Annotated in this window: 12 protein-coding genes and 2 pseudogenes; 6 read left to right on the top strand and 8 right to left on the bottom strand. The window is 48.3% G+C overall.

All coding sequences use genetic code 11. From position 1 onward, the window contains the following. Nucleotides 1–431: 431 nt before the first annotated feature. Nucleotides 432–1,331 (bottom strand): LysR family transcriptional regulator, encoded by a 900-nt coding sequence (locus WMW72_RS12915; protein ID WP_341415892.1) that lies wholly within the window; start codon nucleotides 1,329–1,331, stop codon nucleotides 432–434. 124 nt (nucleotides 1,332–1,455) lie between these two features. Here WMW72_RS12915 and WMW72_RS12910 point away from each other — a divergent pair, with 124 nt between their 5' ends. The 4 genes and pseudogenes from WMW72_RS12910 to WMW72_RS12895 all read left to right on the top strand — a co-directional run bounded on the left by WMW72_RS12910 (nucleotide 1,456) and on the right by WMW72_RS12895 (nucleotide 3,730). Next, a complete protein-coding gene (locus tag WMW72_RS12910) occupies nucleotides 1,456–2,310 on the top strand; it encodes an alpha/beta fold hydrolase (RefSeq protein ID WP_341415891.1) in 855 nt (284 codons plus the stop codon). A gap of 564 nt (nucleotides 2,311–2,874) precedes the next feature. After that, nucleotides 2,875–2,991 (top strand): annotated as a pseudogene (locus tag WMW72_RS12905) (ArsR family transcriptional regulator); the annotation flags it as partial. A 77-nt stretch (nucleotides 2,992–3,068) separates the two neighbouring features. After that, on the top strand, nucleotides 3,069–3,437 hold the full coding sequence (locus tag WMW72_RS12900) for an MIP/aquaporin family protein (RefSeq protein WP_341415890.1): 369 nt from the start codon (nucleotides 3,069–3,071) through the stop codon (nucleotides 3,435–3,437). Then, entirely contained in the window at nucleotides 3,416–3,730 is a 315-nt protein-coding gene (locus WMW72_RS12895; RefSeq protein WP_341415889.1) for an aquaporin, read from the top strand. Before WMW72_RS12900 ends, WMW72_RS12895 begins: the two co-directional genes overlap by 22 nt. Here the strand turns inward: WMW72_RS12895 and WMW72_RS12890 are convergent. The 5 genes and pseudogenes from WMW72_RS12890 to WMW72_RS12870 form a co-directional block, all read right to left on the bottom strand. Next, a pseudogene (locus WMW72_RS12890) lies at nucleotides 3,649–3,897 on the bottom strand (glycosyltransferase); the annotation flags it as partial. The gene WMW72_RS12895 and the pseudogene WMW72_RS12890 overlap by 82 nt on opposite strands. Nucleotides 3,898–4,088: 191 nt before the next feature. Further along, the gene (locus WMW72_RS12885) at nucleotides 4,089–5,273 is read right to left on the bottom strand and encodes an aminotransferase class I/II-fold pyridoxal phosphate-dependent enzyme (protein WP_341415888.1); all 1,185 of its coding nucleotides are present in this window, start codon (nucleotides 5,271–5,273) and stop codon (nucleotides 4,089–4,091) included. Beyond that, nucleotides 5,266–6,204: a D-alanine--D-alanine ligase gene (locus WMW72_RS12880; RefSeq protein WP_341415887.1), complete on the bottom strand. Its 939-nt coding sequence runs from the start codon at nucleotides 6,202–6,204 to the stop codon at nucleotides 5,266–5,268. The genes WMW72_RS12885 and WMW72_RS12880 overlap by 8 nt, the downstream gene beginning before the upstream one ends. A gap of 38 nt (nucleotides 6,205–6,242) precedes the next feature. Further along, a complete protein-coding gene (locus tag WMW72_RS12875; RefSeq protein WP_341415886.1) occupies nucleotides 6,243–7,727 on the bottom strand; it encodes an aminotransferase-like domain-containing protein in 1,485 nt (494 codons plus the stop codon). A 103-nt stretch (nucleotides 7,728–7,830) separates the two neighbouring features. Then, complete coding sequence (locus tag WMW72_RS12870) at nucleotides 7,831–12,486, bottom strand: AAA family ATPase (protein ID WP_341415885.1); 4,656 nt, start codon at nucleotides 12,484–12,486, stop codon at nucleotides 7,831–7,833. Nucleotides 12,487–13,272: 786 nt separating this feature from the next. On the opposite strand from WMW72_RS12870, the gene WMW72_RS12865 reads away from it, so the two are divergent. Both WMW72_RS12865 and WMW72_RS12860 read left to right on the top strand, forming a co-directional pair. Further along, a complete protein-coding gene (locus WMW72_RS12865) occupies nucleotides 13,273–13,491 on the top strand; it encodes a hypothetical protein (protein WP_341415884.1) in 219 nt (72 codons plus the stop codon). 13 nt (nucleotides 13,492–13,504) lie between these two features. Continuing rightward, nucleotides 13,505–13,816 carry a hypothetical protein gene (locus WMW72_RS12860; RefSeq protein ID WP_341415883.1) on the top strand — a complete coding sequence of 104 codons (312 nt, stop codon included), beginning with the start codon at nucleotides 13,505–13,507 and terminating at the stop codon, nucleotides 13,814–13,816. A gap of 174 nt (nucleotides 13,817–13,990) precedes the next feature. On the opposite strand, the gene WMW72_RS12855 is transcribed toward WMW72_RS12860, so the two are convergent. Both WMW72_RS12855 and WMW72_RS12850 read right to left on the bottom strand, forming a co-directional pair. Further along, entirely contained in the window at nucleotides 13,991–14,800 is an 810-nt protein-coding gene (locus tag WMW72_RS12855) for a putative protein N(5)-glutamine methyltransferase (protein ID WP_341415882.1), read from the bottom strand. A 44-nt stretch (nucleotides 14,801–14,844) separates the two neighbouring features. Continuing rightward, nucleotides 14,845–16,575: an ABC transporter ATP-binding protein gene (locus WMW72_RS12850; protein WP_341415881.1), complete on the bottom strand. Its 1,731-nt coding sequence runs from the start codon at nucleotides 16,573–16,575 to the stop codon at nucleotides 14,845–14,847. Between the last annotated feature and the right edge of the window lie 101 nt (nucleotides 16,576–16,676).

The raw sequence follows: 16,676 nt of genomic DNA, 5'->3' as shown, positions 1-16,676 counted from the left end.
ATAAAATCTGGATATTCCTTCTTGATTACTGAAAAGTATCTTGTGTACAAGGTTTCCTCCAGAAGTTCTTCTTTAGGCGGTCCGACAGGTTCATCCTTCGATCACGAGTCGTTGGCTTGGTACGACTGAACAGGATGCGGAGGCGCAGATGCGCGATATATGGATGAATCCGCTTTCCTATGGACAGAACACATAACCCCCTCTAGAGAGTAAACAACCTTACCGCGCTGACGATGCAAAAAACTAGCGATGGTACCGGCATAGTTCAAAACGGCATAGACAGGAACGATTACCGCCTCAAGGTTTAGTGTTGGACGTGATCATGAACAGCGTTTATCAATATGGTGACTGATCGTTATAGCAACTTAAACGAAGTGAAACCATTGTTTTTATCAAAAGTAAGAAGCTAGCGAAGTTTTAGAAAAAATTTGCTAGCTCATATACCTATTAAAAAAGCACAGGAGTTCAGATTGAAAACTTTTTGCAGTAAAACTAAGCTCACGATTTTTATGAACAATTAGACCATGTGAAAAACTCATTTTGGAACTAAAAGGAAGCAGCTTTAGTGTACCCGTCTTTAGTTCGTTGTTGATAGCTATTTGAGGGACTAAGGCAAAGCCTTTTCCACAGCTTACATATTGTTTTATCATCTCAAGACTAGATAACTCTAACGCATCTTTAACCATAATACCGGCATTTTTTAAAACATCTACAGCAGACGTATGATACAAACAAGATGTCCCGCTACTGATAAAAAGCTCGTCATTTAGAATCTGGACTCCCGCATTTTCCACTTTCCGAGCTATATCCTCAGATGCAGTAAAAACGATCGTCTCTTCCATAATTGGATAAAAAACAATATCTTGGCGATTCGGATTTTGAGGAACAATCCCAAAATCCAACTCATAATCCAGTACACCTTTTAGGATATCTTGATACGATCCTTGTTCTATACGCAAATTTACGCTTTGATAATTTCTTGTGTATTCCTGAACAAAGGGAAGCATCCGTGTAAGAAAAAAAGATTCCTGTGTTTTAATACGTATTGTTCCGCATGGCTGATCCAGTTCATTCATACTTTCTTTAAGGGATTGACTTAAGTGAACATACTGATAAGCATATTTGGAAAATACCTTTCCCGCTTCCGTAAGTTCTATCCCTCGTGGATATCGGTGAAACAATTTTTGTCCGCTAATTTTTTCTAACTGTTGGATATGAGTTGTTACAGTGGATTGAACATAACCTAAACGATCTGCAGCTCGACTGAAACTTTTTTCTTCAAGTAAGGCAATAAAGGCCAGAATAAAACGACCTTCTAATGAATCTATCATATCGATCACCTTTCTATATTCCAATTCAAAATAGTAGATATTCGATTTATTCGTTAGTCAAATATGTATTTTTATTATACGATAACCGTAGTTTAAAACCAATTGATATAAAGGAGATATAAAAATGAAGATTACTTATCATCAGCAAAAGGTTGGAGATGTCGAAGTTTTTTATCGTGAAGCCGGCCCTAAGGACGGTCAAGTTATTTTACTATTACACGGTTTTCCATCTTCAAGTCATATGTTTCGCGACCTAATTCCCAAACTGGCAGAACAATACCGTGTCATTGCCCCTGATCTCGCTGGATTCGGTCATACAACAACCCCACCGCGCAGTCAATTTGAATTTACTTTTGACAGCTTGTTCCAAGTTATTGAAGGCTTTACTGAAGCATTAGCTCTCAAACAGTATGTACTTTATGTATTTGATTACGGTGCACCTGTTGGTTATCGTTTGGCAGTTGCTCATCCGGAAAGAGTTCAAGCAATAATTAGTCAGAATGGGAACGCTTATACTGAGGGATTCAGTGACGCATGGGGATCCTGGGAGACGTATTGGCACTCTCCAACACCTGAAAATCGTGAAGCATGTCGCGATTCCTTGACCCCAGAGACCATTCGTAACTTTCAGTACCTACATGGAGCTGATGCCAGCCTTGTTTCACCTGACGGTTATTCCCTAGATATTGCTTTCATGTCGCGTCCAGAAGCTGAAGAAATCCAACTGGACTTGATTCTTGATTATAGAACAAATGTGGATCGTTATCCTGATTTTCAAGCTTATTTCCGTAAGTATCAACCTAAACTTTTAGCCGTATGGGGTAAAAATGATCCTGCCTTCCTCCCTGCTGGAGCTGAGGCATATAAGCGTGATATTCCATCTGCGGAAGTCCATCTACTTGATACTGGGCATTTTGCTCTCGAAACACATGCTAAAGAGATCAGTGAGCTAATTCAACAATTTTTGAAAAAATGTTAAAAAAAACCGAAAATTTCGATGAACCGATTGATCCAACATTCTTTTCCTTATGCCAGGTCCCAGCCCAGTATCCATTGTTTCTTGCAAACCTATTACTGATTTTCTAATAAAAATTTTAGTTATCTTCGACGCATTTAGTTTCATAAGGGAATTCCCACTTCTGGAGTCACGGGACCGTTCCCCGTTAGTTTGACACAGGCTTCCGATTCTTCGGAAGCCTATTGCCGTTTATGCTAATGTTCTCCGTTAACCACTCATGCAGAACTGCTGCACCAAAGATGATGAAAATGGTTTGATTCAAAAAGGCTGGGTGTTGCTTTGCTTACGCTCAAAGCTCCTCCAGTTTTCGACCGGGTAGAATATCAATCCAAGCAGCTGGACGCTGTGAGATACTCCCGGAAGATGAACGGAGTGGAGTCGTATTCAAATGAATAAACAAGAACGATAGCAGATGGCCAACTTTCGCTACGGTCTCATCGCGCCACTTGTCAGTCCCATACCAGAAAACGGAATAATGGCTGCTGTGGACAATAAAAATCTCCAGACCACACAGCCGAATGTAAGCAGCATTTAAAGAAATTAAAAAACGGCGGGCTTGTAAATGAAACGCGCCGCAGTCAATGGATTTACTATTCCCTTAATACGGAGGACAAACCTCATCTACGCGAGGTTATGGCCTAGCTTCCAAGTATGAAGGAACGTGTGCAGCGACTCGGCAAAAATAGTTGTGACTAGACGACTGAAGGAGTTCTACCTAGATGCTCAAGAAGAAACTCATCTCTGAATTCATCGGCACTTATTTTCTTATCTTTGCAGGGACAGGCGCCATCGTAATCGATACGCTAACGAAATCTTTGACGCATGCCGGCATAGCAGCTACGTCCGGACTCGTTGTAATGGCGATGATCTTCACTTTCGGCCACATCTCCGGCGCTCAATTTAATCCGGCTGTTACGATCGGATTCTGGATCCGAAAGGATATCAACAACAAAGAAGCGATATCGTATATCCTCATTCAGATCATCGCCGGATTTTGTGACAGCGGCACGGTATTAATGCTTTTTGGAAATATCAGCGATTTAGGTGCTACCCTTCCTCGAGGTTCATGGGTCAATCATTTGTTTTAGAGTTCATTCTGACATTTGTTCTTATGCTTGTCATTCTGGGTTCAGCTGTTCACGGCAAAGCGACAAAGTCGTTTGCCGGCCTTGCGATAGGTTCGACAGTTGGCTTGGAGGCCATATTCGCCGGTCCAATTTGCGGTGCTTCTATGAACCCGGCACGATCGATCTTTAGGACCCGCTATTGTATCAGGCAATATGCATTTCTTATGGATCTATCCGCCGTCAGTAACAGGCCGTTGACTCTTTCGAGTAAATGCTCTCTTCCGCCTGAGATGAAGGCTTTAATAAATTGCTGACCGTCAATGGTTCGCACGGCTGCCCCCGTCTGCTCCATACGCTCCCGAAAAGCTTCTATCGTAAAATACACAACCTCTTCCCCGCGCGCAATAAGCTCTTGTACAACTCCAATCGTCGGATTGATATGTCCCTCTGATCCGGCATTGATAAATAAAACACGCGCCATCTCTATCCCTCCTAAGGTATGAATAAGTTTAGATTAAATCAAGTTTATCATCAATAAACGTTGAGTGGTAATCCCATACAGGATGCAAAAGAGCTTCAACCTCACGGCCGTGAAGTTGAAGCTCTCTCTAGTTTCTCTCTAGTTTCTCTCTAGTTTCTCTCTAGTTTCTCTCTAGTTTCTTTGCGTTGACATCAAACTGGCTGAAGCATCCGCACGAATTTTCCCATCCGCTCAAGTCCCTTCTCCAGATCGACGAGCGAAGTGGCGTAGGAGCAGCGGATATAGCCCTCTCCGCCCGATCCGAATACATGTCCCGGCACGACGGCCACCTTCGCTTCCTCCAGCAGCCGAAGCGCGAACTGCTCCGAAGACATGCCCGTAGAAGCAATGGAAGGGAAAGCATAGAAGGCTCCCTCGGGCTCATGGCAGGCCAGCCCGATTGCATTCAAGCCGGCTACGAACAGCTTGCGGCGTTCATTGTAGCTCGCCATCATCTCATCCTTGGCCACGAGGCCCTGACGCAATGATTCGAGAGCGGCGATCTGGGCCAGGGTCGGGGCGCTCATGACGGTGTACTGATGGACTTTCAGCATGCCGGCGATCAGCTCACGTGGGCCGCAAGCGTATCCTACCCGCCAGCCTGTCATCGCGAACGCTTTGGAAAAGCCATTGATGACAATCGTCCGCTCCTTCATCCCCGGTAAGGAGGCAATGCTAACATGCTTTCTGCCATAAGTAAGCTCCGCGTATACTTCATCTGAGATGACGACCAAATTATGCTTGAGAATGAGCTCTACAATCGGCAGCCAATCCTGCTCGGTCATCACGGATCCAGTCGGATTACAAGGATAATTGATCATTAATACCTTGGACTGTGGCGTAATCGCTGCTTGCAGCGCTTGCGGGGTCAGCTTGAACTGCTCCTCTGCGGTAGCGGCCACCTCCACGATTTTGCCACCATGCAGATAGGAAATCGGCTCATAGGCAATATAGCTTGGCGCCGGAATCAGTACCTCATCCCCCGGATTAATGACGGCCCGCAGCGCCAGGTCCACGGCTTCGCTGCTTCCCACCGTCACCATCATTTCCTCCTTGGGATCGTAGGAAAGGTTGAAGCTGCTGGCCAAATAATCCGAAAGCTCCTCTCGAAGCTCCATCAAGCCGGCATTCGAGGTATATTTCGTCTGCCCTTCACGCAAGGCTTGGATGCAAGCTTCCCGTACCTTTTCCGGTGTTACGAAGTCGGGCTCCCCGACGCCCAGGGAGATGATATCTCCACTGGCTGCACTTAGATCAAAGAAAGCTCGGATACCCGAGGGCCGAATATCCTTGACACGTGAGGACAAGAACCCCCTTGTGCTAGTTTCACTAAACATACTGCTCCATCCCCCATTCCTGTTTCCGCTCCTGTAGTGAACTTGCAATAATCCGGTCCAGCAGCTGGGAGAAGGTCATCCCTGCCGCAGCTGCGCTCTTCGGGAGCAGGCTGGTAGCAGTCATTCCCGGTAAAGTATTGACTTCCAGCACGTAAGGTACATCCTGACACAAGATTATATCGACCCTGGCATAGACCTTGCACTGCAGCAACTGGTAGCTGGTAAGGGCCGCCTCGCGCACTCGCTGCTCGATAACAGGAGGAAGCTGGATCACCGACTCCTCAGCGCCGCCGGCTTCATATTTCGCTTGATAGTCGAACCACTCGGAATGTGCGGAGCAAATCCCGATCATCGGCATTAGCTCGCCGTCCACAATTGAGCAGGTCAGCTCCGTCCCCTGCAGATAGGGCTCAATCAAGATCGCTTGATCCAAACAGCAACACTCCTGAACGGCCGGCAGCAGTTCCTTTTCATTATGCACAAGCCCAATGCCGATGCTGGAGCCCCCCGTATTCGGCTTCACCATAACCGGATAACCCAGCTGTTCTACCGCTTGCGGATCATAATCGTCCATTCCCTTCCAGCAAAGGCCTGCAGGCGTAGGCACGCCCGCTGCCCTCAGCAGCAGCTTCGTTAACTGCTTATTCATACATAGGCTACTAGCCAATACACCACTGCCTGTATAGGGAATGCCCAGTGTCTCCAGCGCTCCCTGCACCGTGCCGTCCTCGCCATATTGGCCATGAAGTGCCAACAACGCGATATCGATGCCTGCCTGCTGAACCTGTGCGATGAAATCGGATCGCCGATCGATCACCAGTGGAACCACCTCATAGCGGCTGCGATCCAAGTGGCGAATCATCTCTTGACCTGTCTGCAGAGAAACCTCGCGCTCAGAGGAAAACCCTCCCATAATAACGCCAATCTTCATGAAGCGCCCTCCTCTATAGCTATGTTTATCGCTATCCCTTAAAGAAACTTGGTTAATTGTTCGCCGATGATTCGAATCCCTTGCTCGATATGTTCATCCGTGACTCGTGAAAAACCAAGCCTCAGCGTATTCAGCCCTTCGCCTTCCTGAATAAAGAATCGGTCTCCCGGCGTAAAGATCACGCCCTGTTCCTTGCAGGCTTCCAGCAGCCGGTGTGTATTTACTCCTGACGGGAACGTAAGAAACAGATGCAGGCCCCCGTCGCCGGACAGCTGCGTCTCAGGGAGATAAGTTTCACAGCTGGCCTTCGTCAGCTCATATTTGCGCTTGTATTCCATACGTGCTTTTTTAACGTATTTATCGAAATTTCCATTCAGCAAATATTGATAAAGGATCGATTGATCGATCGTGGAGGTATGTATGGTGCGTGCACGCTTAATGCTTTCCAGATGGTCGATCAGCGCCCGGTCTCCCAGCACCCAGCCGACTCGCAGTCCGGGAAACAGCACCTTGGAGTGGCTGCCGATGTAGATCACGCCGTTCCCTTGCCCGGCGGTTGCGATCAACGGTGCAACATGCGCTCCCGAGTAGCGCAGCTCCTCATTGAATCCATCCTCAATCACTGGAATCTGATAACGCGTCATGAGGCTCATCACAGCGCTGCGCTTCGCCGGAGACATGACGATGCCTGTAGGATTGTGATAAGAAGGGGTCAAATAGGCCAGATCGAAGCGGGTTGGCTGCTTCTGCAATACCGCCTCAAGCTGCTCTACATCAATCCCGTCACGCTCCATCGGAATGCCGGTCAACTCAAAGCCCTGGAGCTTCAAGTTTTTAATCGCCGTATGATGGGTCGGATTCTCACAGATTGCCGCTCCGCGACGCGCAGAAGGTCGCAGGGCCGACAATACCATATCAAAGCCTTCTGTAAACCCGCTTGTAATCAGCATATCCTTGCCGCTTAGATCCACGCCCTTATTCTCCATATATCGCATCAGGTAATCGATCAGCGGCTTGTAGCCCTTGGCGTAGCCGTAATTGAGCAGCATCTGCCCTTCGATCGCCATCCGATCCAGAAAAGCTCGCCGGACATCGCCGAGATCAAACAGCTGCTCATCCGGTGCGATGCTGGTGAATGAGATGGTTCCTTTTGGCGCACGAATCCCCTGCTTCATCCTATCCAGCTCTACAGCCGATACCGCATAGTCGTTCATTCTTGCCTTCCAGTCGATCTGCCAGGTGAAGGAACCTTCCGCTCCACCTTGATCTGCCGCCACATGGCCCGCCATAGCGGCCACATAGCTGCCTTTGCCGGGAATGGCATAAGCAAATCCGTCATCCTCCAGGCCTTCATAAGCCGCAATGACTGTATTGCGGCTCACCTTGAGCAGACCGCTCATTTCTCGGGTGGAGGGCAGCTTCTGATCCGACTGAAGAGACCCTTTTATAATTAAACGTTTGACGTATTCCTTCACTTGAATGGCGACCGGACGGTCACCGACGTGCTTGAAATCCTGGAACATCCTTCATCGCCCCCATTTACCATGATGGCATAGGAGACGCCAGAAAAAAAGAACCACCCTACTAGATTTTTCATCCATGGGTGGTTCTTCCGTACCCGGCTTATCAATCAAGTAATTGAAGCACCTTGGCGTGAGCGATCGCTTGGGTTCTTCGGTTTACCTTGAGTTTCGTAAAAATATTTTTCACATGAACCTTGACTGTGCCTACGGCTACGACTAGCCGCTCTGCGATTTCTTTATTCGATAAGCCTGAGGCGAGTAAAGCGAGCACTTCCATCTCGCGCTCCGTAAGAGGTTCCTCCATCGTGTTCGGTGCTTTGCTGCTTCTTCTCCCGTCCTCCCGTACTTTGTCGGATGGTCCCACTGACCGCAACAATTCACAAATGTATAAGATTTGTGCGGCCATAGTATGAAAAATACGGATTCTTTCTGCAGAAAATACACCCGGAACCAGCGTATTTTCCAAATAAAGCACCCCGACTGACGCCCCGTGAACGTTCACGGGCAAGCATAATGCAGATTTGGGCAGATGCTTCAGCAAATAAGGATTGTGAAGCAGCCAGCTATCCTCCGCCCCGGTATTATAAACAACCGATTCTTTCGTTCGGTAGACATAACGCACAATACCGCTGGGCAATAATTCATTGTCCTCCATGGGGGTAACCGTACCGTATGTTTTCACCTCACCACCGGCAGCGTAGATCCGGACATACGGCTCGCCCTGGGATTCCATCAGCACCGCGCCTTTTTGCGCTCCGGCGTATTTCATCAAGGTGCTCATAATTTCCACCAGGACCGCGTCCAAATCCATCTGATCCGTGATGGCCTGTGTCGCTTTGAGGATGGCGACCAGATCCATCCACTCCCCGCCATGCGTCTCCTTGCGGATGCCGTAAGGAGGCAGGGTCGCTTCGAATGCCCTGGGGCCGTTCTGCGCCTGCTCATCGGGCTGCAAGCTTTCGGCGGGCCCGGTACCCCGCAGCGAGTGAAGCCGGTCCGCAAGCGCCTGGGCTTTGACACGGATTCCCCATCGCGCGTAGCCTTCATAAGCAGCCTGCCAATAATAGAGGGCGATCTTGGTTCTTCCCTGACTTGCATAGAAATGGGCCGCTAGCTCCTGGGCTACGCTCTCCATTTGAATGTTGCCCTGTTCCCTGGCATGCCGGATCGCTTTATCATACATCGGCTCGGCGACAGCGTAGCGTTTGGTGCCTCTGGCCCACTCCGCTTCAATTAAAAGCAGCTTGGACAGGAAGTTGTCCGGACTCGACTTGACCCATATTTTCAGCTGGCGTATCGTTTGTTTCACACGTTTCAGCTGGCTGTTCTCCCCTTGAAGCCCGGCCGGATCCGACAAGATCGCCAGTGACTCATAGAACAGACATTGCGGCAGATGCGGCAGATGAGTAGCATAGGCGGCAAAGGCTTCGGCCTGCTGCGCCCATTGAGCGGCTTCGTCATAGCGGCCGCTCAGGTAGCAGAGCTGCGTTTTGTACGTATGGTACTGGAATAAAGTCGTAGAGCTGGTCTCCTCGGTATTAATTCGGCTCAGGAACCGTTCTTCGTCAAAGTCCTGGTCGTTGAATGAACACGACTCTTCCGTTTCGCCTTGCAGGGCGAGTATATATTGCCGGTATAGGTAAAAATTTTGCAGCACAAACTCATCCTTCGTTTCGGCGAGTACGTCCAAATATTCCGTAATCTTTTTGGAAAACACGTCTAGCGGAGCTCGGGTGTACAAGGAATTGATATGTGCCCCCATCGAATAGCTCGAATACACATAATCGCCCGATTCCATGCTGTAACGAAGCGCTTTTTCTAAATAAGCGTCTCCCTCCTCCGCATTTCCTACGAACTGGCACAGCACCCCACCGAAAAGCATATGTGTGATCCCTTTGATCGAAGTCACCTGGTAGCGCTTGGACAGCTCAAGACCGATCTTGGCCACCTCGTAGCCTTTTTCGTAGTTGCCCAGCGAAATGCCCAAAAACATGCCGTATATCGAGTAAATGGCTGCAGAAACGGGAGTATTTCCGTCATCCAAAGACAATTGAATCGCTCGAAAGGCAAGTAGAATAAACACTTTCTTATCGGTAAAAAAGGTCGAAGCCAAGATCGCAAACATCATCTGGAGCATCGCGATGCGGTTTTTATCCGTCATTTCCGGCAAGACGGCGAGCCTTTTATAGTGGGGCCGAAGCTGCCGTTCCATCTCTAGTGCCTCCGCGTAAACAGCGTCCATCGAACGGGCTGGCGAGATGTCAATCTGGAACTCTTTCAAGCCCTGCAAGCCGAGAACGGTTGCTTCTTCATATTCTCCCAAGTTAATACATTGAGTAATCCGGATCATCCACGCTCTGGCTCGTTCGAAGGGATAGCGGGCATGGACCAGTAAATCGCCGACCAACTGCTCCGCAGCCTCGTGGTTTCCGCATAAATACTCGCATTCGGCTCGCTCCGCATGCAGTTCAAAGCATGATGCATAATGCCGGTCCCAGTCAGCGGGGTCCAGCAAGGCCGTGCCTTTTCTAAAAAAGACCAAGGCGATATCGAATGCGGTTGAGGCTTTGGCCCGTTTCCCGGCCACGAGATTCATCTCCATAAGCTGGACCCATTCCTGCCGGTCCCCGATAACGCCTGAACCGATATTATAGTGGTTAACGGCTGTGAAGAAATCCTCGGATTGCTCACCGTTCCCTGCTCGCAGCTCTCTGCCGATGGAAAGATGCATGTGCTGCCTTGCTTCGTGCTGGATCCGATTGTATATCCATTTCTGAAAGTTGTCATGCAGAAACCGGTAGCCGTCCACGCCTGAGATCGCAATTAAGCCTTCATCCAAAGCCGAAGTCAACAAGGACGTTACAGTCTCCACCTCCCGTCCCGAAACCTTCGCAATAAAAGCCGCATCAAACTCGCTGCCCGTGCAGGCCGCAATCTGCAGCAGCAGCTGGGCTTCGCTGGAGAGCCGCAGCAGCTTATGCTCCATCAGCTCCTGAACTGTAAGGAAGGGCTGCCGTTCCAAAATATGCCCCAAGCTCCAGTGCCAGCGCCGGTCTTCACGGCTATAGCGTACGAGCCCGTCATCTTGAAGGCGCTGGAAAATTTGTTTCAGATAAAACGGACTTCCACCCGACCTATGATGCAGCACTTCGGTAAGCGGCAGTGCTTCCTCAGCATCGCAGTTTAAGGCGTCCGTGACCATAGGATTGATTTGTGCCAAGGTCAACGCGCAGAGGGAGAGATGGTGGACTAAGACCTCCTCCGTAACGCTTCCGTCCTCTTCATACCCTGGAAGCTTATTCAGTTCGGACTCCGTGTCGCGATAAGCGCCGACAAACATGAAGTATTGAATTTCCGGATCGCACAGAATCGAATGGATCAATTGAAGCGATGAGGCATCCGCCCACTGTAAGTCATCGATAAACAAGACGAGCGGATTCTCCTTGGAGGCTAGAACTTGAACGAATCTGCGAAAGGCGTAAAAAAACCGCTTTTTGGCTTCATCTGGAGGCAGTTCTTCAGCCGCCGTGAAATCCCCAATCAGCAGCTTAACTTCCGGAAGAATCGCGCCAAGGATGGCTTCGTTGGACTTTAAGGCGTTACCCAGCCTACTTCTCCAGGCTTCCACCTGTTCTGAGCTCGCCCCGAGCAGATGGCGAAGCAGCCCGCGAAAAGCTTGAATCATCGGGTAGTACGGGGTTTCCCTCGAAATTTGCTCAAACTTTCCTGTGATGTAGAACGTCCCCCGCCAAGACCTTCTCCGAAGAAAAACTTCCTCCAGAAGACTTGTTTTTCCAATTCCCGCCGGTCCTGATACATACACCGCTTCTGTAGAGCCGCAGCAAACCGATTGAAAAGCTTGGAGCAAGAACGAGATCTCATGTTCCCTGCCGTAAAGGGTGTTTCTCATCACGATTGGTTCGTGCTGTTCCCCCATCTTGTTCAAATCCGCGATCAAGGCGTCAGCATGAGCGTAGCGATCGTCTGCGATTTTTTCCAGCAGCTTCATCACCATGGAGACAACAGAGGCATCCATGGCCTGAACCAGATGATGGACGAGAGGTTCCGGTGCTTGGGCCAAATGGGCATGAATCCATTCCAGCGGCTCCGAAGCCTTGAAGGGCCATTGACCGGTGAGCATTTCGTAATATAGAACACCAAGTGAATACAGGTCGCTTCGTTCATCGATCTGCCTTTGCTGCATACTGCAGGCAACCTCAGGAGACATGTAAGGAAGTCTGTCTAGGCTGACGTGCAGGTCCTCCAGATGTAACGGATTGTCTGTTGCCATGCGTAGAGAGTGGCCTAACCCGGTCAGAGACAACTTCATCGTTACCGGATGAATCAGGATATGCTCTGGCCGTAGATCCAAGTGAAGAAGCTTGCGGCTATGGAGCTCCTTGACGCTGGAGGCGATTGCCCTGGCCAGTTGAACGAAGGTGTCATGGTCCAGACCATGGCTCTTGGTCAAGAACTCCCTTAAGGAAATACTTCCGTCGTCCGCGAGCACAAGAGCGAGCGAGCCTCCCCATTCTCTCAACGCAATTGGTTTTGCGATCTTGTCCAACTGCAAAATTTTGGCGATTTCGAATTCACGAAGCAGCAAGGCGTGCCCGGTGCTCATGTTTTCTTCGCTTTTAGCTACTCTGACCAGGACTGGATTCGCCGGATCGTCATCCGGGAGAATCCCCCGGTAAAGCCTCATGCAGCTATCCTCACTCACAATATCTATCCAATGGAATCCCAAATGAGGATTCATAGCCGACACCCCTAGTGTACTCCTTGATAAAACCTATTTTAGAAGCCATCGAAGGAGCAAGTCAATTCGTCATTCGACGAAAAAAGGGACGGGCCGCAAACCCGTCTCCTCTTCTTGCACGGCATCTGCCAGGCGCAGCGTTCTAACAACGTTTTAGCTTTAAGTCCAAAAGAAGGCGTATCCTCCCACGATCAGCGCGGCAACTAGAAAAATACCACTATACCATTTAATAAATGTTAAACTGACATTCGAACCTTCCCACAAAATCTTAAAGAGGATTACACCCCCCAAAACGACAATGCTGATAAATGCTATAAGGGCATTCTCCATTCTCTCACCCGGCCTTTCGTTTTAAACCGTCGTATCTTGTTCGCCATAGGTTTTACAATAATGCCGATAGTACCATGCTTCCATACCTAAAAAGAGGTATTTGTTTCTTGGCTCCTAAGTATTTGCGCGTAATTTCGGTAGCTTGGACGCAGGCTGTCTTTTACAAGGGGAAAGTTTGTTTTAGAGGGACCTGTTGGGAATCGCGGAGATATTGGAAGAGAAGCTGCAGAAGAAAATGCTGCATATCGCACCGGGCTGCTGAAGAAATTCCAATTGCGTTCCCATACCCTACATAGATACTTTTCATGCTGGGGTTGCGGTTAAATCCGTAAAGCTTACGGAAAATTCAAAACAACTGCATTTTTATACAATTGAAAATTATTTTGAATGTACTACATAAATTTCAATTGAATTGACAAAATAAAAATACAAATAAAAATAAAAGGAGTCTAAAAAATGTTAGGAATTTTGCTTAGTATTGCTTTGGTCGTTTGCGTATTTTCTCTAATTATTACCTTCGTTATTATGAAAAAACAACAAAATAAAGAACTAGATAAAAGTATGAATCTCACTACAGCAAAACATCCGTTTATAGCTAATCCAATCATTATTGCTTACGTGCTTTTTCCTATAGTTCTTATTTTAGGCGGAATTCTGTGGATGTACTATTCTTAACCAAGGAGGTAAAATGATGGAAAAGAAAAAGTATTATGTATCAGTACAATCTAGAACAATAATGCAAAACCAAGGTGATGCAGCCTATGAGTTGGAAATTGAAGCAACAGACGAACAGGTATTACAACTTCAAGAATTGTTTGAAGAAGAAGAGGACTTTGATATCGATTCCTTCATAAGAGTGCATTCTCCTAGCGTCCCATATCATCATGACGAAGCAAATGATGGTTATGATATAGTTTTAACGGAAATTTATCGAACCTTGCATCATTTAGGGACAGAAGAAACAAAACAACATATTGAAAGCATGCAAATACTGAATTAATCGGATAAGCAAACAGTAGGTTAAGTAGGAGTTTCTTAATAAGTAAGAGGGGGTTGCTATCCCCCATCCTCTTTTAGACCACTGTACATGTAGATATCAGCATACTGCGGCTCCTAAGGATTAACGAAGCTGCTTACTATTCTAGGCAGATAGGTTCATGATTTTAATGCCTCATTAAGCAGGCTTGTGTCCGATGACGACGGTGGCATCCAGTTCATCGAGCCTGACGGTCTGAGCGGTCAGCCTGTTTTGAGTGAAGATACGACCTGTTTCCGCTGCCTGCCTCTCGCTTGTTTCTACCAGCAGGTAGCCGCCCGGTGCCAGCCAGCGGTGCCCCTCTGCGGCAATCCGCCGTTGGATGTCAAGGCCGTCCGCTCCACCGTCAAGAGCGACCCTCGCCTCGTGCAGGCGAGCTTCTGAAGGCATCAACTCGATGGCTTCGGTAGGTACATAAGGGGTGTTGGCGACCAGCATATGGACGCGGCCTTGAAGAGCAACAGGCAGCGGCTCGAACAGATCGCCCTCGAATACCTGGCCGTGGTCAGCCATATTGCGGCGGGCACACCGCACCGCGGCAGGGTCGATATCTGCGGCGTACAGTTTAGCCTGCTTCAGGCATCGGGTTATGGCTGCGCCGACTGCGCCAGAGCCACAGCATAGATCAACGACGATAGGATTTGCGAACGGTTCCGCGAGCCGGATAGCCTGCTGAACGAGAAATTCGGTGCGCTTGCGCGGGATAAAGACGCCGAGGTCCACCTTGATCCGCAGACCGCAAAATTCCGCCCAGCCCAGAATATGCTCGAGCGGCAAACCGGCGACTCGCCGGGTTACCATGTCATCGAGCTCGGAGCGCGACCTTGCTGCGGAGATGAGCAGCTCGGCCTCATCCTCCGCGAATACGCAGCCGGCAGCTCGAAGTTGGTTGGTGATCTTCGTGTAAATGGCCGTATCTACTCCTAAGTCTAGCAAAATGTGGTTCATATGCTATCACAGTAGAAAAGTCAGTGGTCCATTTAATTATCCGCCTAATCCCGGCCATATGCAACCGTTGCTGAGGAATGACGAATCTCTTTATTCCATAATGCCTGGAAATATCCGCTGTTATGAATCAAATAGTTGAAGTTGCCTTCTTCCATGACTTTCCCGTCCTTCACAAGTACGATCTGATCCACGTCTTTGATAAATTGAAGCCGATGAGCGACGATGATTAAGGTTTTGTCACGGAACATCTCTAATACGGTGTTCATGATCTGTTTCTCCGTCACGTTGTCAAGGGCCGAGACCGGCTCATCGAGGATTACAATGCTCCTCTGCTGGGCTATGATTCTGCCGAAGGCTAGCCGTTGCCTTTCACCACCCGATAATTTCAAGCCTCTCTCTCCAACCATGGTATCCAGCTGATGAGGATAGCTCAGCACCTTCTCCTTCAGATGAACCTTCTCCAATATGCTGTAGATCTGCTCGTCCGGCATCGGATGATCAAAGACCATATTTCCGCGGATCGAACTATCAAAGACAGGCGTTTCCTGAGACATATACGAAACATGATCGTAATAACTGTTCAGCTTGATCTCATCCAGATCGATGCCATCCACCAGAATTTGTCCAGACTTCGTCTTCAACAGTCCTAGTATCAGCTTGACAATCGTGGACTTCCCGCTCCCGCTTAAACCGACAATGGCCACAGAGCTCCCCTGCTTCACGGTAAAAGAAACACGCCTCAACAGCCTGGAGCTGCCGTAATCGAAGGTCACGTTTCTAAACTCGATATGTCCTTGTATAGATTCGAGCTCTCTTCCCGTATCCAGGTTTACATCCTCCGGTGCGTTCACAAACTCCTCAAGCCGGGCAAATGTTACCCGATTCAGCCTATAATCCACGTAAAGAACATTAAATATGGCCACAGGGGTATACACCTGATCGATAAATAAAATCAAGGCCACAATCACGCCGATCGAGGATTCACCTGACAGCACACTACGGACCCCATACACCAAAACGACAACCTTCATGAGACTGACTAGCAGAGCGAATATAGCGAAAAAAGATTCGTGAATCATTCGAATCTGCACACTCTTCTTGACGATGTCGCCGGCTGTCTTGTGCAGCCGCTCCATCTCTGTCCGGTATCTCTTGTTAAGCCTGAATACGACTAATTCCATAAACCCGCGGATGGAGTATTTGGACATGTTTTCCTGACTTTCAAGTAAAGACGATTTGATTCGGTAAAGGACGCGGAGCAGCCAATGATTGAATAAGAAAAGGATCACATAGCCCACAGCCATGATGAACATGATCTTGATGTTATAAAAGCTAATGAAAAGTAAACTGAAGAGAATCGTTGGCAATAATTCGTGAAGCACTCTCAGATAAAAGGAATGGATGATGCTCTTCCCGGCTGAAGCGCCATTTTCGATGACCTTGATCATTTCTCCCGTCCCGATATTTTGGTAGGCGGCATAGTCAATGTTGGACACTTTGGACAGTGACATGATTTTTAACTTTTCCGAGATGCTGGTGGATAAATAGGTGCGGGGATATTCGATGAAGTAATTGAGTAGACTTGCCCCTGCTAACAAAGCGCCGTATAACAGGATATGCGAGACTACATCGCTGAAATCTTTGGCTTGAATCGCCTGGTCTAACAGCTCTTGAAATACCTTGATCCCAAGCGTGTTCAACCATTGAAGCAGAAAACCCATAAGGATATATAACAAGATCGTCCATTTGAATAATGCCAAGCATTTGTGCAGCATGTGAGTTTGCCTCCATAGAGATGAATAAAAAAGCCAAAGGTACGTCGGTAGCTTGAAACAGGAATGAATCACTCATTCATCCCCGCTCAGAAACCGGTGTC

The sequence above is a fragment of the Paenibacillus filicis genome (assembly GCF_038070315.1).
In the GTDB taxonomy this organism is placed as follows: Bacteria; Bacillota; Bacilli; order Paenibacillales; family NBRC-103111; genus Paenibacillus_G; species Paenibacillus_G filicis.
Note: the sequence above shows the minus strand (reverse complement) of the source record. Positions and strands in the feature narration are given on the sequence as shown.